The following is a 19,422-nucleotide window of genomic DNA, read 5'->3' as shown; positions in this document are numbered from 1 at the left end:
AATTGCTTTGTACTAAAAATCATAAACAAAAAATCACTCAATCTTCCAGATTGGGTGACTTTTTTGATAAAGGGATTTGTGTCCCAAAGTATTTTAGAATTTATTTTATTTCACTCTTAGTTATTACGACTTAATTTATAAGTAATAGATCCTTGAAATATAATTAATATATGTTACATTATTAAATAAAATAGTTGCATTTGCAACAAAAATAAAAGGGGTCAGACAATGAAAGACATATTAAGAGATATAGGTATTATTTCTAGATCATTAGACTCTATAAGCAACATAGAATTCAAAGAAATCAGTCTTACAAAAGGCCAATTCGTATATTTAGTCAGAATCTGTGAAAATCCAGGTATCATACAAGAAAAATTGGCTGAAATGTTGAGGATTGACCGCACTACAGCATCAAGAGCAATAAATAAACTTGAAAAAAACGAATTAATTTTCAAAAAAAATCACCATCAAAGTAAAAAGAGTAAAATGTTATTCCCGACTAAAAAAGGTGAAGAACTTTATCCGTTTATAATAAGGGAAAACAATCACTCTAATTCAGTAGCATTAAAAGGTTTTACTGAAGAAGAAATTAATGATCTAACGAGAGCTTTAGACCGAGTGAAAAACAATATATCTGAGGATTGGTTAAGCGTTAAAAAAGGTAACAAAAGACAATATTAAAGGATGGTGAAAAAATGATAAGAGAATGTGTCATAGAAGATTTAGAACAATTGCAAAGTATATCATACCAAACATTTGATGAAACATTTAGAGAACAAAATAAAAAAGAGAACATTGACAATTATTTACTACACACTTTCACTAAAGAAAGATTATTAAAAGAATTTCAAAATTCAAATTCATTTTTTTATTTTATATTTTATCAAAAATCATTAGCAGGATACTTAAAATTAAATATTCAAGACGCTCAAACGGAATTTATTGAAGGAAATAATTTAGAAATTGAACGTATTTATGTTCTAAACCAATTTCAAAAACTTGGATTAGGTAAGCAACTATATGATAAATCAATTGAGGTAGCTAAAGAATTATCATGCGATCATATTTGGCTAGGTGTATGGGAGAAGAACTATAATGCTATTGCATTCTATGAAAAATTTAAATTTGAAAAAATAGATGAACATGCTTTTTATATGGGGGATGAAAAACAAATAGACTATATCATGATTAAACATTTATAAGGGGGCTTTACTATGTATATTCCAAAACATTATAAAGAAAATGATATTCAAGAAATCAAATCATTTATGCTAGAACATCAATTTGTAACGATCATAACAAACGATGGGGATAAACCTATAGCGACGCATGTACCAATTAATATTCATGAAAAAAACGGAGAGATATATGTTACTGGTCATTTAGCTAAGAATAACGATCAATGGAGATTATTAAATAAAGCATCAAATGTTTTAATTATATTTCAAGGACCTCATGCATATATTTCGTCTACTTGGTATGAAAAAGAAGATGTCCCAACATGGAATTATCAAAGTGTTCATGTATATGGGGATAGTAGACTTTTAAGTGAAAGCGAACTTATTGAAGATTTAACCTATTTGTTGAATAAATATGAAGGACATAGAGAGAACGGAGCAACTTGGGACAATATGTCTGAAAACACACGTAAACAAATCAATGGAATTATAGGATTTGAAATTGAAGTTAAAGAAATACAAGCTGCATATAAATTAAGTCAAACACGTACCGAACAAGACAAAAATAATATAATAAGTAAACTTAAAGAATCTGGGGACCATTTAGATATTGCAATAGCAAAAATAATGAATCGAGAATAACAGTATAAGTTTTAAAGTAAAAAATGCTAATAAAAAAAGAATCAAGATTGAACACTTTTAAATAAAGCTGGACGATTATTATAGTATGTACTTTGCAGTTTTCTCTACTATGATGTTATAATCTCTTTAACAAGAGTTTCGTGCATATATGCACTAATCCCCTCACTATTGCGAGTAGTGAGGGGATTTTTGTGTTGGCTAGTCGCCTATTTTACTTATCATCTCGATTGCGTAGCCAATGCGCAAATAGAGTGACAATACAACCACCGATGACTGTGGTCATGATGTGAACAAGAGTTTCGAACATAAGCATGCACTGAATAAATTACGAGAATATGTTAAACAAATTTAACTAGGTGATCCTTTTTGCATTTTTCTAAACTATGATGTTATAATATGTTTAACAAAAAGTAGTTCCATTGGAACACCGAACCCCCAACCTACTGGAATAGGTTGGGGGTTCTTTTTGATGGGCTATGTCACCTTATTATTTATTGCGGCTGTTTAGCCAAAACGTAAAACCCGCAATTATGCATCCTGAAACAACAGGTGCAATTATACTAACAAAAAGTAGTTCCACTGGCTACACCTCCTTCCGCCGAAAATACCGCCGGAAGTTAAGGCGACTTCATTATTATATCATCTGTAAATGCACTTTTGATAAGATAAATTTGGTCATTTTATAAATCAATAATGACTAAAGGATTGTTTTTAATTTTTCGATTTCTGGTTCATCTAATTCGTGGCCACCATCTAAAAGCTCAAATTGAACTTCTTTAAATAATGGTCTAAGTTCATCGGCTAGTGCCTTAATTTTACCTGGTACAGTTAAATAATCGTTTGAACCACTTGTTATGATAATAGATGTATGTTCATATCTTTCAGTGATTTTATATTCTAAATTAGATGGATGAAGTAATAAGGCACGGTCAATATTTGTAATGCCTTGTTCAAGTAGACCAATGATGAAATTTGCACCATTTGAATAACCAAAGAATATAATATGTTGATAGTTATGTTCTTTAATAAATGAATGCCAAAATTCTACAAAGTCTTCAGTATGTTTGCTAAAATCATTTCGATCTAAAGCATTATGATTTAAAGGTGCGAAAAATCGTCTTTCTGTTCCTTCTCCAACATTGCCTTGCAGACTTAATATGTTAGCTTCAGGGAATAACGCACCTGAAAACGGTAGAAGTTGGTATTGATTGCCTCCGGTACCATGAAAAAGTACAATTAAAGTATCAGAGTTTGGGTTTTCTTGTAAGAAATATTCCATTCTATCTCCTCCATAAATTTGAAAGGGCTGTTGTTAATGAATCATAATTCAATTATACACCATGTATCTATTATTAATCACGATGCAGAACAATCATTTAACTTCTACCGTAATATACTAGGTCTGAATTTACTAATGAAGACTGTTAATCAAGAGAACTATGAAATGTATCATATTTTCTTTGCAGATAAATATGGGCGACCTGGAACTGAAGTGACATTGTTTGAAATGAAAGAAGGTAAAGAAAATCAATTCGGAGCTAATGCATTTGATCGATTGTTATTTAAAGTACCATCAGTAGAGTCATTACAATATTGGGAACAGCGATTTGATCAGTTTGAAGTTTGTCACTACGGTATTGAAAGTTATACTGACCGCAGTCTAATTCGATTTGAAGGACCAGATCAAACACCGCTTGGCTTAATCGTAATAGCTGATCATGAAGACATTAGCTTATTCAACAGAGATGAAAATAGTGTTGTGCCCTTTGAACATCAAATATTAGCCTTAGATTCCGTACACGCTAGAGTGAGATATCCAGAAGCAAGTAAACAACACTTCCAAGATTTATTCAATTGGAAGACATATGGTCAAACAGCATTCTTTGATACAGGTTTGACCGTAAATATACTGCATAACAACAATAGTGAAATGTACCATGAAGTACATTTGATTTACGACACATTTAATCCATTAGAAGAACAAGGATTTGGAGCTATACATCACGTAGCAATATCAGCAGAAGCGGAAAGTACATTAGATGATATCGCAGTATCATTAGATAAATTAAATATGATACACTCACCTATAAAAAATAGAGGCTTCTTTAAATCCATATATTATCAAGACCCTAATCAGCTCTTATTCGAAGTAGCGACGTTAAAGCTCAATATGGAAGCAATAACATTTGAAGAAAAGCAATTTCAAGACATCCCGCTATACTTACCAGAACACTTAGAATCGAAACGAACATTTATCGAAAGACAATTACAAAAAGGGAGTACGGGGCTATAATAGAGTGTTGAAAAATAATGATTTTAGTCTGTATAATTAATAATATAAACTAATATTTTGTTACGAGGTGATGTTAATGAACACAATTACAGAAAATATAAAGTTAAGACCAAAGCAATTTATATTTTCATTCATAATACCTTGTCTAATAGTTTGGATAGCATTATTAATTTTAAAGTCTGATATCGTACAAATAATTTTATTTGGTGTTGTGATGGTCTTATTAAATTTTATTCACTTTAATGTATTTGTTACAAGGGAAGTACTAAATGAAAAGTTAAATAGCCATATTCGTAAGAAAAATATCTCTAAAGAAAAATTATACGAAATAACTGGTTTAACAAAATATGAAGTAACTGAAAATGAAAATACTTATGAGTTTTTTGTTTTGTCATCTAGAAAGAAAAAATATTTAAAAATTCTTGAAAATTATAATAATTAGAAGGATGTAAAATGAGAACTTTAAGAAGAGCGTTAATAGAAAATTATCAATATAATCCAATAAGATATGTTTTAGAAATTATAGGGATATTCATTATTTGCATCTTATATTATTTAATTGCAAAGGGTATGTATTTAGAAATTGCAGCTGTACCTTTGTTTATATTTCATTTTATTATGATGAACTTAAGAATTCGAAAAGATTTTTATAACCAAAGAATTACAGATTTATTAGAAGAAAAGCAAGTTGACATCGAAACATTACAGGATAAGATGCAAATATCTAAATACGAATTTCGGTATAAAAAAGGGAAATATGAATTCTATGTTTCCAATAAACAAAAGAAAAAATATATTAGTTTATTGGAATCACTTTAATATTAAAGAAGCTGACAGCTAAGGACTGTCAGCTTCTTTTTAGTTGAGCCTTGATATAACAACGTTGCAAAAAATATACAGACTATTTATTGTTCACTACCTTGCAATGTTTAATAGTGTGAGGTATATTTTTTTAACAGCTATTATACATTGTTTAGTACTGGATGATGTGGAGGGAAATTATGAATATTCAATTTAAAAAAGGTGCACTCGAATTTATAGTATTACTCATTATTAAAGGAGAAGACCAATATGGTTACTCATTAATTCAAAAAATAACACCTAGAATTATGATATCTGAGGGGACTGTTTATCCATTGCTCAGACGTTTAGTTAATGACGATTATTTAACGACTTATTACAAACCTTCAACTGAAGGACCAGCTAGAAAATATTATAAAATAACGGATTTAGGAATTACGAGGTTAGAAAATTTGTTAATTGAGTGGAAAAGCTTTACAGAAGCTGTAGATTTATTTTTAGAGGAGAGTGAAAATTGATGAATAAGAAGTCATATTTAAACACACTAAATAAATACTTGAAGAATGTTTCGGTTGATGAGCGTGCTGATATTCTTGATGAATATGAAACGCATTTTATTAGTGGTATAAAAGACGGACAATCTGAAGACATGATTGCTAAAGAGCTTGGAAATCCTAAAGAGATTGCTAAAGAAATCAATGCGACGTTAGCACTTGATAGAGCAGAAACAAATAATAAAGTGAGAAACGTATGGCAAGCTATTATATCTGTAATGGGACTAAGTATATTAAATTTCTTTGTTATTTTAATACCAATTGTTATTATCATTTCTATTTTATTTAGTTTTATTGTAACTACATTATCTTTATTAATTACCCCAGCAATGTTGATTGTAAAAGGTGTTTATAATGGATTTGATGTGATACAACCAATTGATCTTTATGTTGTCCTGACAAGCTTCGGATTAGGTTTGATGATATTTACAGTCACTTATTTATTAATGAAATGGTCGTACAAACTGTTTGTAAAATATTTACGATGGAATATTTCTATCGTTAAAGGAAGTGCTAAATCATGAAAAAAATATTATGGCTATTATTTAGTGTTGGATTGATTTTGTTTATAATATTTGGTGTTATGATGTTGCGAGAAGGGCAAAAGTTAGCAAATAACACGAGTGAAAAAACGCTAGTCAATAAAACTTACGAAAACGATATAAAAAATATAAACGTAAACGGAAGAGATGCAGCTATAAAAATTAAAAAAGGTAATCAATTTAAAGTGAAGTCAGTAGGAAGTGAAGACGATTTACAAGTGAGTTCAAAAGTTAGTGGCAATAATTTAAATATTAATGTTAAAAATCAATATGACATCATAAATTTTGATTTTTTTAGAAATATGCATAATCAAATTGAAGTTACAGTGCCGGAAAAATTAAATCATTTAAATGTAAAAACAGATACAGGCAAAATAAATGTTAAAGATATTAAATCTGAAACTTCAACATTTGAAGTGGATACAGGTAGAATAGATATTTCAAGTTCTCAATTAGGAAATTTAAAAGTTGGTTCAGATACAGGTGAAATTTCATTACATCATATAAATTTTGAAAGTAGTAAATTAAAAACTGACACAGGAGCAATTGAAATAAATGGTGTACCAGTGGATAAACCAATTAATATTAAGACAGATACAGGTTCTATCAAATTAATATATAATGAAGTACCAAAGAATACGCTTTTAGATATTGAGCAAGACGTCGGTAATACTAAAATCAATCAACCAGAATTGAAAAATAAAAAAGTTGGTTCTGGACATAATTTAGTGAAAATTACGAGTGATGTGGGTTCTGTTCAAATAGATTAATCAAATAATTAGCAGCCTAGAAAATAGTGTTTTTATTAAGTTCCCATTTTAGGGGTTCAGTGCCTAAGGACTGTCAGCTTCTTTTTAGTTGAACCTTGATATAACAACGTTGCAAAAAATATTTTGCAATTATAATTTTTGTTTTTTGGTGCAATGTAAACTTTGTTTGGTACACTAACTTTTAAGTCTTTTACTAAATTGATAACAAGGAGTCATCGAAATGAACTTAAGTAAGCAAATTATTCATTTAAGAAAAGAGTTTAATTTATCTCAAGAAGATTTAGCAGAAAAAGTATTTGTGAGCAGACAATCTATTTCCAATTGGGAAAGAGGTAAGAGTTATCCTGATATAGAATCTTTGTTGCTGCTAAGTAATATTTTCGATGTTTCCTTAGATCATTTAGTTAAAGGAGACGTAAATATGATGAAGAATGAAATTAATAGAAAAGAACTTGATAAGTGGACTTGGCTGATGTTGTTATATTTACTGTTGGCACTTATTACTGTAATGCCGATTGTTAAATTTATAGGTATGTATGGGGTGGTTGTACCTTTTATATTGTGGTTGCTCAGTATGTTTTATGGTTTTAAAATTGATAGATTTAAAGCAAAACATAACATTAAAACTTTTAGCCAGATTTTGGATCATATGGAAGGTAAAGATGTTAAAACAATAAGAGAAAGAACTAAGAAAGTTAAAAGTAAAGATAGGATTATGGCAATTATGATACCGGTTATATTTGCGGGTGTAGCTTTTCTTATTGTTTATATTAGTATGAAAATATGGAGATTATAAAATAATGAAGAGTTTTGGACATAAATCTTAACTTAAAATAAATAAGCATATCACTTAACTGCTTTTTTAAAGTTTACAGTGATATGCTTATTTTTTATAGTTGCTCTTAGGGACATTACTCGTAATTATGTCCCTAACGCCCCTTCTTACGGACAATACTCGTAATTATGTCCCTAACACTTCATTGGGTTTTATTATTCATTTCGGTAAACTAATTTTACTAATTTTAGCTCATTATTCGTCAATTTTTAATGAACTTTCAATTTCTTTAGTTTTTGATTCGAAATCAAAGTCTGATTTTGATAGTGGTTGTCCGGTTTCTGCTAATTTTTTAACGCTTTGTATCTGGAAATACCATCCTGTAAAGTCATTGGCTATGGTTTGGAATGTGTAAGGTAATGATTCTTTGAATGTTAGAGTTGTTGTGTCTCCGTTTTCTTCTAGTGTGAAGTCTACATGTCCTTGATCCCAATTATATGCTATGCGGCTGTCTGATTCGTAGTTGGTAATATCAAAATACTCATATTGATTGTTTCCTAAATCGAAAACTAAACGACTGCCTTCTTTTTCTTCTTCAAATGATAGTTCTGGAAACCATTGTTGTATTCCTGTGGTTGTACCTAATAGCTTGAAGATATGTGATTTATTTGAATGGATATTAGTTGTTATTGTTTGATGAGCATGTGTTTCGTCTGTTTGATAGTTTACGTTCATACGTATTGCCTCCTTAAAATTTATAGAGTATAGAATCCTCTATTGTTTAGAAATTTCTTGAATGTACTCATAAACTTCTCTTTTTTTCTTTTTGTTTAATGATCTTAGGAGTTGAATGGATTCATTTATTATTTGAGAATCTTCTTCGTCTTCATACGCTTCTGGAACGTTTACCCATCCCATAATATATGCTGGTGTAGTAGAGAGTGCGATAGCTAATTTTTCAACTACTGTTGGTGTCAATTTGGCCGTTTGCCCGGTTTCATATCTGGAAATAGTTGATTGATTTACGTTCATAAGTTTGGCTAATTTATACGTGCTAAATCCAAGTTCTTCTCTTCTTTGTTTGATACGATATCCTGTTTGATTCAATGCATTCACCTCAATTGCTTTAGCTCATAATATATTAATTCTATTATATATGATTTGAGTTGTGATTTGTAATTAAGTAATATGAATTATACTTTGTTGACCTAAAATTATGTATTTGCTATAATTCGAATTAATCTAATAAAAGCTTTCTAGGGTTCCGTAACAAAAATGTTAGCCTGGACCGAGAGAAAGCCACGAGTATGTACTTGTGACACGGAAGGATAAAAGCCTGGGAGACTTATTTAATAAGTTTCCTAGGCTTTTTTATTTAAGGAGGAATGAATAATGAATTGGTTAAAAATTATGGTTGGTGCACTTTTTGAAGTAGGTTGGGTAGTTGGTCTTACACATGCTACTAATACGTTTGAATGGTGTTTAACGGTTATAGCAATTGTAGTAAGTTTTTATTTGTTAATTAATGCGTCTAAACAATTACCTGTTGGGACTTCTTATGCAGTTTATGTAGGACTAGGTGCAACAGGCGTTACAATTGCAGATTTCGCATTCTTTGGTGAACCTTTAGTTGTAGGTAAAGTGATATTAATCGTGACATTAATTATTGGTGTGGTTGGATTGAAACTTGTAACAAATGATGAGGAGGTAGCATAAAATGGCATGGATAGTGTTAGTAATGGCAGGACTTTTTGAAATGCTAGGTGTCTTATTTATAAATATATATGCAAAACGTAATAATATTTCATCTTTATTAGGATTAGTATTATTCTTCTCATTGAGTTTTGTTTGTTTATCAATAGCAATGCATACAATACCGATGAGTACGAGTTATGCAGTATGGACAGGTATTGGAGCAGTGGGTGGAGCTTTATTAGGAATTATTTATTATGGTGAATCTAAAGATTTAAAGAGAATGTTTTTTATTGGTCTTATATTAGCAAGTACAATAGGGTTAAAATTAATTAGTTAAATTAGGCTTAATCTTTTTTATAAATCATAATTGATTTCCATCCATTCAGGCGCTTCTTCAAATCCAAGTTTTTTATAGACGGGTTTGCCTAAAGTTGAAGCAGCTAAGAAAACTTTCTTAATGTTTCTAGATTCTACATTTTTAATGAGTGCTTTAATGATTGTTTGTGCAATACCACGACCTCTATAATCTGGATGAGTATAAATATTTGTAACATAAGCTCTTTCGCCAGATGGATTAGTAAATGACGGAGGGAATGGATAATAAACAATTGCTCCGCTAGCGATGATTGTGTCGTTTTCAACTCCAAGCAATTGATATAGAGATTTATCAGTTAATGCATCAGTAAAAAAGCGTTCTAAATCGTGATCAATATTAGGTGTTGGATTGGATCCTTCATCTATTAATTGAGCTTTTCTTAATTCTACTAATTGATTTAAATCAGAAATTGTCGCTTGTCTAATAATCATAATATTGCTCCTTTACTTTGAAATCGTGACAATTATTTTTTGAACGGTTTATATTAATATATTATGTTTAATTGCCATGGTAAAAGCAAATTTTAGTAATGACTATAAGACTATCATTTGAATAAATTCCTTAAAAGAGAAGTGAAAATCTTCTCTTTTTATTTTGACTTATATACAAAATAAATGTATGATAATGAATATTAATACAAATTCAAGTATATTTATTATAAAAGGTGGGTACTAAATGAATCAGTTTATTGAACTAACAGAAAAGTATAGCCCGAATAATTATAGTCCTTTAAATATTGTTTTGATTGAAGGACAAGGCGCACACGTTAAAGACTCTGATGGAAATACATATATAGATTGCGTATCTGGTTTTTCTGTACTTAACCAAGGTCATAGTCATCCTAAAATCATACAAGCATTTCTTGATCAAAGCCAAAAAATTACGATGACTTCTAGAGCATTGTATAGTGATAATTTAGGTGTTTGGGAAGAGAAAATTTGTAAATTAGCGAACAAAAATAAAGTTTTACCGATGAATACTGGTACAGAAGCAGTAGAAACAGCAATTAAAGTCGCTACAAAATGGGGACAAGATGTTAAAGGTATTAACGCAGATGATGCAGAGATTATAGCAATGGAAGGCAATTTCCACGGTAGAACGATTGGTTCATTATCTCTGTCATCAAATGAAAGTTATAAAAAAGGATTTGGTGTATTAGCAGGTAATATTAAATACAGTGAATTTGGAAATATAGAACAAATAGAGTCACTCATTACTCCTCAAACAACTGCAATCATTTTGGAGCCCATTCAAGGTGAAGGTGGCGTAAATATACCACCTAAAAATTTCATTAAAGATGTTAAAGCATTATGTGAACAACACAATGTATTACTCATTGCAGATGAAATTCAAGTTGGATTAGGTAGAACCGGTAAAATGTTTGCAATGGAATGGGAAGAAGTAGAGCCAGATATGTATTTATTAGGTAAAGCTTTAGGTGGTGGATTATATCCTATTTCTGCAGTTGTAGCTAACGATGATGTTATGCAAGTACTTACACCAGGAACACATGGTTCGACGTTTGGAGGTAATCCATTAGCATGTGCGGTATCGATTGCATCTTTAGATGTACTTATAGATGAATCTCTGCCAGAACGTTCAGAACAACTAGGCAAAAAATTATTAAGCGGATTACAAAATATAGACAGTTCAATTATAAAAGAAGTGAGAGGACGTGGGTTGTTTATCGGTATTGAATTAAATGAGAATGCACAATCAATTGTATCAAGCATCAATGAGCAAGGCGTTTTGTGTAAAGAAACTCAAGGTAACATTATACGTTTAGCGCCACCTCTTGTAATTGAGGAAGATGATATCAATACAATTATTAGTGTGATCACTCAAACAATAGAAGAAAAAGCGAAACAAACAAATTAACTAAATATCAATTGTAATTAGAGGCTAGGACAAATGAATTGTCTTAGCCTCTAATCATTTTTTCTGAGGTGCTACGATGAACGCTTCTTTTATGTTAAAATTTCCTGGGTATATATAAATCAAAGGCAAATTACATCATTTAAAGAAGGGAAGGATAACATGAAAATAGCAATAGTAGGGTCTGGTAATGGTGCAGTTACAGCTGCTTTAGATATGATTTCAAAAGGACATGAGGTGAAATTATATTGCCGAAATCAATCTATCCATAAATTCGATAAAGCAATTGAAAGAGGAGGGTTTGATTTTAATAATGAAGGGGAAAAGAACTTCGTAAAATTCACAGATGTCAGTGATGATATGGAATATGTATTGAAAGATGCAGAAGTTATTCAAATGATTATCCCTTCATCATTCATCGAACACTACGCTAAAACGATGGCGCCATTTATAACAGAAAAACAGCTTATTCTATTTAATATAGCTGCAGCAATGGGTTCTATACGATTCATCAATGTTTTGGAACATAAACATATTGATGTGATGCCAAAATTTGCAGAGTTGAATACATTAACTTATGGGACACGAGTCGATTACGATAAAGCAGAAGTAAACTTATCACTTAATGTTAAGAAGGTACACTATTCAACATATGATAAAAGCTATTTAACAGAAAGCTTTAAGCTTATTAAAAAAATCTATCCTTACGTCGTTAAAGAAGAAAGTCTATGGAAGACTAACTTAGAAAATGGTAATCCAGAAGTACATCCTGGACCGACACTTTTAAACGTAGGGAGAATAGATTATGCAGATAGTTTCTCATTATATAAAGAAGGGATCACACCACATACAGTTAAACTATTACATGCTGTAGAATTAGAAAGACTTTCATTAGGTAGAAAGTTAGGGTTCGAGTTAAATACAGCAAAAGGCGCTCGTATAGAACGAGGCTACTTATCAAAAGATGATGAAGAAAAACCACTTAATAAATTATTCAATACAAGTCCAGTATTTTCACAAATTAATGGTCCAAACGAAGTAGAGAATAGATATTTAACAGAGGACATTGCATTTGGTTTAGTACTTTGGTCAAGTCTAGGTAAAGTAATAGGTGTACCAACACCAAATATAGATGCCATCATTGTAATAGCATCAACCATTTTAGAAAGAGATTTCTTCACAGAAGGGCTAACAGTAGAAGAATTAGGATTAGAAAAATTAGGACTAGAATAGCACAATTAAGCCTGGGAGCTCTTTCCCAGGCTTAATTTATTACTTTCATACGACTATTAATTAACGACATTCTTAAATAATGAATTACTAATGACAACTGCTATTAGTGTGAGCACGAGTGATAATAAACCAATACCTAACCAGTCAAATTTCACGAAAATATGTCCACCAAGTATGGTCAATAAGCTAGATCCAACATAATAACCTAATAAATATAATGTTGATGCATGTGATTTACTGGAGTCTGTAAGTGTCGCGATATAACTACTTTGTATAGAATGTGCACCGAAGAAGCCAAATGTCATAGCTGCTAATCCAATAATATCTATAGGTAAGTACGTGATAAAAGTGAGTGCTATTCCTATAATCATAATAGTTATCGCTAATCTATATGCTTTTTTTATACCAAGTTTAGTGCTGAGTTTTCCAAAGTTGATCGAGCTATATGTACCAATTAAATATAGAATGAATATAAATGCAATGGTAGATTCGCTTAATGAAAAAGGGGCTCTTTCAAAGCGAACGGTAATATAGCTGTATACTGTTACGAAAGTACCCATTAATAAAAATGCTAACGACATTGATTTTAAAACTGCAGGTACGCTCAATAATTGACTGTATTTAATTAAATGTTGCTTAGGTGACACCCAATTTGGCGTTTGGACAGTTGAAGCGGGTAGTAATATCACCATGAATATCGCAAGAATTAAATTGATTATACTAAGTGACGCAATGGCGATTTGCCAATTCGCTATGTCTGTTAAAATGCCCACTACAACACGACCAGACATACCACCAAAAGTCGTACCAGCTACATATAATCCCATGACTTTACGCACACGATCTTTATGTACTTCATCCGCTATGTACGCCATAGCAATTGAAGGAACACCACTTAAGGCTAGACCCATAAGACCACGAATAACGAGGAACAAATAGAAGTTTGTAACGAATACACTAGCTATAGATAGTAAGCTTACTAATAAAACAGAAATAGACATCATACGTTTCTTTTCAATGTTATTGAGCATTGGTGCGATTATTAAACCGAGTCCAAGCATAAACGTAGAAACAGACAATGTTAAACTGACATCAGATAACGGAACATTGAAATAGTGACTAAGACCGTTAAATATAGGCTGTGTAACATATAGGCTAGAAAAAATAATAAACCCTGCTAATAATAATGAAATAGATCGCTTCTTCTGTTCACTCGTCATATCTTATCTCTCCTCATGAACTTTATCATAACGCTAAAAATTTAATATTTCGAAAAATATGCACTTAATATTCAATTGCAATTATGTTATATTGAAATAATCTGAATTTTAAGGGAATTAGGTGTAGATAATGAGATACGAAGTTGCTATGGAAAATATATTACCAAAAATGAAAAATATAGAAGGAGTAGTGGCAATATTTTTAAAAGGTTCAATTGCAAGGGGAGAAAATGATGCATACTCAGATTTAGATTTATATGTAATGCTAGAAAAAGAGGTATATGTTGAAGATGTGTATAATGACATCATTGATTCTCTTGAACAATACCAAAAGCTACTTTACAAAGAGCTTGTAGAAATAATATGCCCACAAATAGTAGGTGTATATGAAAACATGTTACATGTTGATTGCTACATAGTGCATGAAAATAAATATCCTCTAACAGATGATATAAAAGTGCTGTATGATTCTAAAAAAATACTTGAAAACTATGTTAAACAAGATTTGATTTTAACGAAGGAAATGTTTCAAGATTCTGCTCTAGACAGTTGTTGGTTTATATTTCAATACGATCACATAGTGAATAGAGGACAGAATTTATGGACGACTCAAATGATTGATAATGCGATGAATCATGCAATTAAAGTGTTGTTATACAAACACTATCCTCAAAAATCATTATTAGGAAAAAAAGCTGCTCATCATCTTCCAATTGAAATATATAATAAATTGAATGCTATAAATGACTTGAATAATTCAGAAAATCATCGAGAAGCTGTTTCAGAATTTATGAAGTTATACAAAATGGAGATTCAAGATTTTGTAGAGGAATATTGGATAGAAGGTTTCGAAAAAATATTCGAATATTTATATAAAAAATATGCATAACAAGACACCAGTCATAGTGACTTCTCTATGACTGGTGTCTATATTGTCGTCTGTGAGTTTAATTTTTGTAATGATTATTCTTTAGCGGGTATAATGTAGTTAAATATATAGGAGGTACTGCTATGGTAGAAATTTTAGGTCATCATCATATTTCAATGTTAACGAAAGATGCTAAGTTAAATAAAGATTTTTATGTGAATAAATTAGGTTTGCGTATGTATTTAAAGTCAGTGAATCAAGATGATCCTTCGATGTATCATTTGTTCTATGGTGATGAGGTTGGAACACCTGGTACTTCTTTAACATTTTTTGAAATTAAACCTATGGGTCAAACGTATAAAGGTACAAATTCAATTTCAAGAATTGGCCTGTTAGTTCCAAATGAAGAAAGTTTGAGTTATTGGAAGAGTCGTTTTGAAGAATTAGGTGTTGATCATGATGTTATCGGTATATATAACGGTATGATGGCATTACATTTTAGAGATCATGAAGGTTTGGAAATGGTGTTATTACCTAATGATGATCGCAAAGTTCCAAAAGCTTGGCAAAATAATAGATATACGGATGTACCGAAAGAACATCAAATTATGGGCATGGGACCTGTTGAATTTAAAATTGAAGACGTTTCTGAAATGAAGAACTTTTTAGAAAATGATTTAAATTTTGAATTAGTAGATTCTGAAAGTGAATTATTATATTCGATTGATTTAGATGGCTTATATAGTGATATCGTATTAAAAGAAGAAAAAGGTAAGAGAGAAAGACCTGGTAAAGGTAGTGTCCATCACCTCGCTTTATCAGTAGCTGATGAAGATGAATTAAATAAAGTGAAAGAATTGTTAGATGAAAAAGAAGTTGTGCATTCTGGAATTGTAGATAGAGACTTCTTTAAGAGTTTATATTATAGACATTCACATATATTAATTGAATTTGCTACAGAAGGACCAGGATTGCCATATAATGACGTTGAACAACTAGGTCAACAATTAGACTTACCAGGTTTCCTTGAACCAAGAAGAGCAGAAATTGAAGGTAATTTAGATCCTATTTAAAAATAGAAAAACTGTCACCAAATTTTGAATTTTGGTGACAGTTTTTTTATTACTATAAATCCTGATTACTGTCTTTGTAGTCTCTTTATTAATTGCACGGTAATAAATGATGTTATAGGTATCGCGATACTGACAGCTATTCCACCTAACAGTATTGTGATGATTTCTGCTGCAAATATTTTAGCGTTGATAATTTCACCGAATGTGTAATTCAATTTACCAAACCAGAAAAATAATGTAATTTGTCCGCCAATAAATGCAAAATAAATTGTATTAGTTGTTGTTGAAAGGATATCTCTGCCAATTGTTAATCCTGACCTAAATAGTTGATCAAGTGAAATTTTAGGATGTGCATCATACAGTTCATACATGGGTGAACTAATGGATATGGTTAAATCAATAACTGCGGCTATTACAGCTAATACTATTGTGAATACCATAAGTTGTGCATAGTTTATGCCAACGTTCATTGAGAATATATAAGTTTCGTCTTGTTCTTCTTCTGTAAATCCTTGCAACATTGAAATATCAACAATGAAATAGATTAATCCTATTAATATAAGTGTAGATAGTATTGTTGCAAAGAAAGCTGCTATCGTCTTTGTATTATATTCATTGATATAAAATAAATTAATACATGCTATAACTAAGCAGAAAATAAATAACACGATGAATATTGGTACTTTATAAATGATTAATAGTAAAGCGATAAATAACGTAATTAAGTTTAAAAATAATGTTATAAATGATCGGAATCCTGTTTTCCCACCTACTATAATCATAAGTAGAAGTAAGATGATAGCTAAGATGAATGTTGTCATCGGTTAGCCTCCTCTCTCTGTAAAAATAACATCGCAACAAATATTGTTATAGGTATCGTAATAACAATGCCTATCCCACCCATGAGTGCTCTCGTTATTTCTAAGGACCAGTTCATTGAGAGAGTATAAGTTATCGTGTTGCTATTTTTGAAATAGAGAATAACCATTGGAATACTTCCTGATAAGTAGGCAAAGAATAATATGTTCGTCATTGTACCCATAATATCTTTGCCAATATTGATGCCAGACTGCCTTAATTGTTTAAGGGGGATGTTAGGATGTTGCTTTTTAATTTCATATAAAGAACTCGTTAAAGTAATCGCAACATCCATTACAGCACCAAGTGACCCGATTAATACCGATGCTAGAAAGATTTGTGTCGGTTGTATCGTCAAAAAGCTCATCGTTTCATATTTAATGCCATCACTATTTGTTAACATCATTATTAATTGGGCTATTCCAATACTTAAAAATGTGCCGAATAGCGTTGAAATGATTGCAACGAAAGTTCTTCGTTTAAGTCCACTAACAAGCAATAATGAAACGACCGTTGAAAAGATAACGGTTATGGTCATCAATATAAAGAAGTGATGATTATTATGTTTCATAAAATAATCGATCATAAATAATAGTACGGTAACGTTGATGACAAGTGAAATAATCGAATATAAACCAGATTTTCTACCGACTAATAGTAATGTTAATAGAAACAAACCAGTCATGAGTGTTACAGATCCATCTCTTTTTAACCCTTTAATAATTGCCGTATCTTCTTTACCTTTATAAGATAGTAGAACTTGGTCTTTTTTATGATATTTTTCAGAATCAGTTAAAGAATTTGTGTATTTATGGGAGATTTCAATTTTATCTCCTTTATGTTTCCCATTCATTATTTTTAAATGAATTTTTTCTTTATGTAGCGTATCTTTATTTTTGTTTTGATCAATAGTCTGTTCAGCAGTCTTGTTGGTAATGTTCGTAATTTGTCCAACAGGTGTCTTATAAAAATGTGCATTGTTTTGTGTGAATATATAAGCACCAATTATTAAAAGTATGAAGACGACAATTGTTATGTTAAATGGCTTTTTAAATTGTGATTTGAGTTGTGGATTCATGTAATTACACCATCGTTTTTCATTTGATTTGAATATACTTTCTTCTATATTAATACATTAATTATTTCCATGTGTCTTTGCAAGGTATAGAATCACGCTTTCTTGCTTTTGATATATATGGATGTCCAGCTACTGTAAATCGTAAAGGTTTATCTGTCCATTCCCCTTTATTTGGCACACCGATTCTAGCAGATAGGTCGACACTTTTAGGAAATTTACGATTAGTAGTATCTATTTTAAGACGTCCAGCATTAAGTTTAGTACCATCTAATGATTTAGAAATGTTCATAGCTTGTGTGAACTTTCCAGGACCATTTGTTAATTCAATACTTGTTCTACCATTACGATTGATTTCCATTTGTTCAATTCCGTATTCAGGTTCAATAGCTCTTATTAAGACACCTTGAGGTTCTCCTTCAACTTGTGTCACGAAGTTAATGAGCAGTTGTTTATGCATGGAGTGGGCATAAATTGTGCCGCCTTCACGATAAAGTGATTGTACACTTTTAGTACGCTTTCCTTTAAAAGAGTGTGCAGCTTGGTCGTGTTTACCAATATATGCTTCTGTTTCAACAATGTAACCTGTATAAGTGGTATCTTTAGTTTCATGAATTATTCTAACGCCAAGTAAGTCAGTAGCAATTTCTTCTGTCGATCTATTGATAAAGTCCATTTTAAGATTATGCCTCCTTAATGATAAGTTGCTTGTCTTTGTAATAATGAACGTGTGTGTTCTATGAAAGTTTTTAATTGGTTATTTTGATTGTTCTCTAAATATACAACGTTGATTGTTCTTTTTAATTCTGTATGTGTTAAAGCAATCTTAGTGAGATGTTCATTCTCTATTCCATTACTTAAATAGTCAGGAATGATAAGCACACCTTTTTCAGATAGTAATGTTTGTCGTAATAATGCGAAATTCGAAATTGGATATGCTTTCTGTGATGCATGCTTACGTATTAATTGTGCTATTTGGTCGGGCAATGTGTTGAAATGATAAATGTATTGATTGCTTAATTGTGATAATGGCGGTTTAGGATTCATAGATAAATCGTTGTTGTTGTGCACATATAGATTGTATGTTTCTTCGAATAATGTATGTTTAATGGTGTTTTTATTGTTTAATAGTTTCGGTGTTAATTCACATAATGCGACATCTATTTGATGTGAAAGTAAGGCTTCTTCAATTTCTGTAGGTGTCATCATCATTGGTCTAATTTCTAAATTGAAGTCGCGTTCATAAGATTTAATGATCGCTGGTAATGCTTGCGAAACATAACTTTCTGTATAAGCGAGTTTAATAGAACGTTTGTCCGTTTGTTCTTGATGTATGAAAAGCTCTTTCGTTTCGTCAATCAAACTTAAAATTTGATTCGCTTGTGAAAGAAGGAGTTCGCCACTGTCTGTTAGTTTAACATTTCTACCTTCTCTTAAAAATAACGTTGTGTTAAGTTCTTTTTCTAAATTAGCTATTTGTCTACTCACAGCAGATTGTGCGATTTCTAATTCTAATGCAGCTTCTGAAATATGCTCTCTGATTGCAACTTCTCTAAAGTAAATTAATTGTTTTATCTCCATCTTTAACACCTCG

The 19,422-nt window shown here is 30.9% G+C and carries 27 protein-coding genes and 1 riboswitch; of the genes, 16 read left to right on the top strand and 11 right to left on the bottom strand.

What is annotated here, in order from left to right:
* Positions 1 to 228 precede the first annotated feature (228 nt).
* Genes LQ668_RS09080 through LQ668_RS09070 form a run of 3 tightly spaced genes read left to right on the top strand, consistent with a single transcriptional unit; the run spans position 229 to position 1,820 of the window.
* On the top strand, positions 229 to 681 hold the full coding sequence (locus tag LQ668_RS09080; RefSeq protein WP_078357129.1) for a MarR family winged helix-turn-helix transcriptional regulator: 453 nt from the start codon (positions 229 to 231) through the stop codon (positions 679 to 681).
* A 14-nt stretch (positions 682 to 695) separates the two neighbouring features.
* Complete coding sequence (locus LQ668_RS09075; RefSeq protein ID WP_078357128.1) at positions 696 to 1,202, top strand: GNAT family N-acetyltransferase; 507 nt, start codon at positions 696 to 698, stop codon at positions 1,200 to 1,202.
* Between the two features lie 12 nt (positions 1,203 to 1,214).
* Positions 1,215 to 1,820: an FMN-binding negative transcriptional regulator gene (locus tag LQ668_RS09070; protein WP_107509434.1), complete on the top strand. Its 606-nt coding sequence runs from the start codon at positions 1,215 to 1,217 to the stop codon at positions 1,818 to 1,820.
* 211 nt (positions 1,821 to 2,031) lie between these two features.
* Here LQ668_RS09070 and LQ668_RS09065 read toward each other — a convergent pair whose 3' ends face one another.
* The 3 genes from LQ668_RS09065 to LQ668_RS09055 all read right to left on the bottom strand — a co-directional run bounded on the left by LQ668_RS09065 (position 2,032) and on the right by LQ668_RS09055 (position 3,099).
* Positions 2,032 to 2,127: a type I toxin-antitoxin system Fst family toxin gene (locus LQ668_RS09065; RefSeq protein ID WP_107509433.1), complete on the bottom strand. Its 96-nt coding sequence runs from the start codon at positions 2,125 to 2,127 to the stop codon at positions 2,032 to 2,034.
* A 180-nt stretch (positions 2,128 to 2,307) separates the two neighbouring features.
* Positions 2,308 to 2,400, bottom strand: coding sequence for a type I toxin-antitoxin system Fst family toxin (locus LQ668_RS09060; protein ID WP_107509432.1), 93 nt, complete (start codon positions 2,398 to 2,400; stop codon positions 2,308 to 2,310).
* A 117-nt stretch (positions 2,401 to 2,517) separates the two neighbouring features.
* A complete protein-coding gene (locus LQ668_RS09055) occupies positions 2,518 to 3,099 on the bottom strand; it encodes an alpha/beta hydrolase (protein WP_115337897.1) in 582 nt (193 codons plus the stop codon).
* 36 nt (positions 3,100 to 3,135) lie between these two features.
* On the opposite strand from LQ668_RS09055, the gene LQ668_RS09050 reads away from it, so the two are divergent.
* The 7 genes from LQ668_RS09050 (at position 3,136) to LQ668_RS09020 (ending at position 7,576) form a co-directional block, all read left to right on the top strand.
* Positions 3,136 to 4,113 (top strand): VOC family protein, encoded by a 978-nt coding sequence (locus tag LQ668_RS09050; protein WP_239776009.1) that lies wholly within the window; start codon positions 3,136 to 3,138, stop codon positions 4,111 to 4,113.
* 76 nt (positions 4,114 to 4,189) lie between these two features.
* Positions 4,190 to 4,555, top strand: a complete 366-nt coding sequence (locus LQ668_RS09045) for a hypothetical protein (protein ID WP_107509429.1) — start codon at positions 4,190 to 4,192, stop codon at positions 4,553 to 4,555.
* Between the two features lie 11 nt (positions 4,556 to 4,566).
* Positions 4,567 to 4,932, top strand: coding sequence for a hypothetical protein (locus LQ668_RS09040; protein WP_107509428.1), 366 nt, complete (start codon positions 4,567 to 4,569; stop codon positions 4,930 to 4,932).
* A gap of 182 nt (positions 4,933 to 5,114) precedes the next feature.
* The gene (locus LQ668_RS09035) at positions 5,115 to 5,432 is read left to right on the top strand and encodes a PadR family transcriptional regulator (protein ID WP_107509427.1); all 318 of its coding nucleotides are present in this window, start codon (positions 5,115 to 5,117) and stop codon (positions 5,430 to 5,432) included.
* Positions 5,432 to 5,992 carry an HAAS signaling domain-containing protein gene (locus tag LQ668_RS09030; protein WP_239738401.1) on the top strand — a complete coding sequence of 187 codons (561 nt, stop codon included), beginning with the start codon at positions 5,432 to 5,434 and terminating at the stop codon, positions 5,990 to 5,992. Before LQ668_RS09035 ends, LQ668_RS09030 begins: the two co-directional genes overlap by 1 nt.
* Positions 5,989 to 6,780 carry a DUF4097 family beta strand repeat-containing protein gene (locus LQ668_RS09025; protein ID WP_107509425.1) on the top strand — a complete coding sequence of 264 codons (792 nt, stop codon included), beginning with the start codon at positions 5,989 to 5,991 and terminating at the stop codon, positions 6,778 to 6,780. The genes LQ668_RS09030 and LQ668_RS09025 overlap by 4 nt, the downstream gene beginning before the upstream one ends.
* 220 nt (positions 6,781 to 7,000) lie before the next feature.
* Entirely contained in the window at positions 7,001 to 7,576 is a 576-nt protein-coding gene (locus tag LQ668_RS09020) for a helix-turn-helix domain-containing protein (RefSeq protein ID WP_107509424.1), read from the top strand.
* A gap of 234 nt (positions 7,577 to 7,810) precedes the next feature.
* On the opposite strand, the gene LQ668_RS09015 is transcribed toward LQ668_RS09020, so the two are convergent.
* Complete coding sequence (locus LQ668_RS09015; RefSeq protein WP_239776008.1) at positions 7,811 to 8,290, bottom strand: SRPBCC family protein; 480 nt, start codon at positions 8,288 to 8,290, stop codon at positions 7,811 to 7,813.
* Between the two features lie 39 nt (positions 8,291 to 8,329).
* Positions 8,330 to 8,671 carry a helix-turn-helix domain-containing protein gene (locus tag LQ668_RS09010; RefSeq protein ID WP_239701293.1) on the bottom strand — a complete coding sequence of 114 codons (342 nt, stop codon included), beginning with the start codon at positions 8,669 to 8,671 and terminating at the stop codon, positions 8,330 to 8,332.
* A gap of 129 nt (positions 8,672 to 8,800) precedes the next feature.
* A riboswitch (guanidine-I (ykkC/yxkD leader) is annotated at positions 8,801 to 8,900 on the top strand.
* 47 nt (positions 8,901 to 8,947) lie between these two features.
* Here LQ668_RS09010 and LQ668_RS09005 point away from each other — a divergent pair.
* Both LQ668_RS09005 and LQ668_RS09000 read left to right on the top strand, forming a co-directional pair.
* On the top strand, positions 8,948 to 9,271 hold the full coding sequence (locus tag LQ668_RS09005; RefSeq protein WP_078357119.1) for a DMT family transporter: 324 nt from the start codon (positions 8,948 to 8,950) through the stop codon (positions 9,269 to 9,271).
* A 1-nt stretch (position 9,272) separates the two neighbouring features.
* Complete coding sequence (locus tag LQ668_RS09000) at positions 9,273 to 9,587, top strand: DMT family transporter (protein WP_078357118.1); 315 nt, start codon at positions 9,273 to 9,275, stop codon at positions 9,585 to 9,587.
* Between the two features lie 17 nt (positions 9,588 to 9,604).
* On the opposite strand, the gene LQ668_RS08995 is transcribed toward LQ668_RS09000, so the two are convergent.
* Positions 9,605 to 10,057: a GNAT family N-acetyltransferase gene (locus tag LQ668_RS08995; protein WP_078357117.1), complete on the bottom strand. Its 453-nt coding sequence runs from the start codon at positions 10,055 to 10,057 to the stop codon at positions 9,605 to 9,607.
* A gap of 244 nt (positions 10,058 to 10,301) precedes the next feature.
* Between LQ668_RS08995 and rocD the strand changes: the two genes are divergently transcribed.
* Together rocD and LQ668_RS08985 are read left to right on the top strand one after the other, a co-directional pair.
* Positions 10,302 to 11,504, top strand: a complete 1,203-nt coding sequence (rocD, locus tag LQ668_RS08990) for an ornithine--oxo-acid transaminase (protein WP_239738403.1) — start codon at positions 10,302 to 10,304, stop codon at positions 11,502 to 11,504.
* A 159-nt stretch (positions 11,505 to 11,663) separates the two neighbouring features.
* A complete protein-coding gene (locus tag LQ668_RS08985) occupies positions 11,664 to 12,734 on the top strand; it encodes an NAD/NADP-dependent octopine/nopaline dehydrogenase family protein (RefSeq protein ID WP_078357115.1) in 1,071 nt (356 codons plus the stop codon).
* A gap of 56 nt (positions 12,735 to 12,790) precedes the next feature.
* On the opposite strand, the gene LQ668_RS08980 is transcribed toward LQ668_RS08985, so the two are convergent.
* Positions 12,791 to 13,954, bottom strand: coding sequence for an MFS transporter (locus LQ668_RS08980; protein WP_107509421.1), 1,164 nt, complete (start codon positions 13,952 to 13,954; stop codon positions 12,791 to 12,793).
* A gap of 130 nt (positions 13,955 to 14,084) precedes the next feature.
* Between LQ668_RS08980 and LQ668_RS08975 the strand changes: the two genes are divergently transcribed.
* Positions 14,085 to 14,843, top strand: coding sequence for a nucleotidyltransferase domain-containing protein (locus LQ668_RS08975; protein WP_107509420.1), 759 nt, complete (start codon positions 14,085 to 14,087; stop codon positions 14,841 to 14,843).
* A gap of 122 nt (positions 14,844 to 14,965) precedes the next feature.
* Positions 14,966 to 15,895 carry a VOC family protein gene (locus tag LQ668_RS08970; RefSeq protein ID WP_107509419.1) on the top strand — a complete coding sequence of 310 codons (930 nt, stop codon included), beginning with the start codon at positions 14,966 to 14,968 and terminating at the stop codon, positions 15,893 to 15,895.
* 65 nt (positions 15,896 to 15,960) lie between these two features.
* On the opposite strand, the gene LQ668_RS08965 is transcribed toward LQ668_RS08970, so the two are convergent.
* The 4 genes from LQ668_RS08965 to gltC all read right to left on the bottom strand — a co-directional run bounded on the left by LQ668_RS08965 (position 15,961) and on the right by gltC (position 19,409).
* Positions 15,961 to 16,716 carry a YibE/F family protein gene (locus tag LQ668_RS08965; RefSeq protein ID WP_078357112.1) on the bottom strand — a complete coding sequence of 252 codons (756 nt, stop codon included), beginning with the start codon at positions 16,714 to 16,716 and terminating at the stop codon, positions 15,961 to 15,963.
* Complete coding sequence (locus tag LQ668_RS08960; RefSeq protein ID WP_078357111.1) at positions 16,713 to 17,831, bottom strand: YibE/F family protein; 1,119 nt, start codon at positions 17,829 to 17,831, stop codon at positions 16,713 to 16,715. Before LQ668_RS08960 ends, LQ668_RS08965 begins: the two co-directional genes overlap by 4 nt.
* Positions 17,832 to 17,892: 61 nt before the next feature.
* The gene (locus tag LQ668_RS08955; RefSeq protein ID WP_107509418.1) at positions 17,893 to 18,504 is read right to left on the bottom strand and encodes a DNA-3-methyladenine glycosylase; all 612 of its coding nucleotides are present in this window, start codon (positions 18,502 to 18,504) and stop codon (positions 17,893 to 17,895) included.
* Between the two features lie 17 nt (positions 18,505 to 18,521).
* Entirely contained in the window at positions 18,522 to 19,409 is an 888-nt protein-coding gene (gene gltC / locus LQ668_RS08950) for a glutamate biosynthesis transcriptional regulator GltC (protein ID WP_078357109.1), read from the bottom strand.
* Positions 19,410 to 19,422: the final 13 nt, after the last annotated feature.

This window comes from Mammaliicoccus sp. K-M42, from assembly GCF_022386375.1.
In the GTDB taxonomy this organism is placed as follows: Bacteria; Bacillota; Bacilli; order Staphylococcales; family Staphylococcaceae; genus Mammaliicoccus; species Mammaliicoccus fleurettii.
This window is presented reverse-complemented; position numbering and strand designations above follow the sequence as displayed.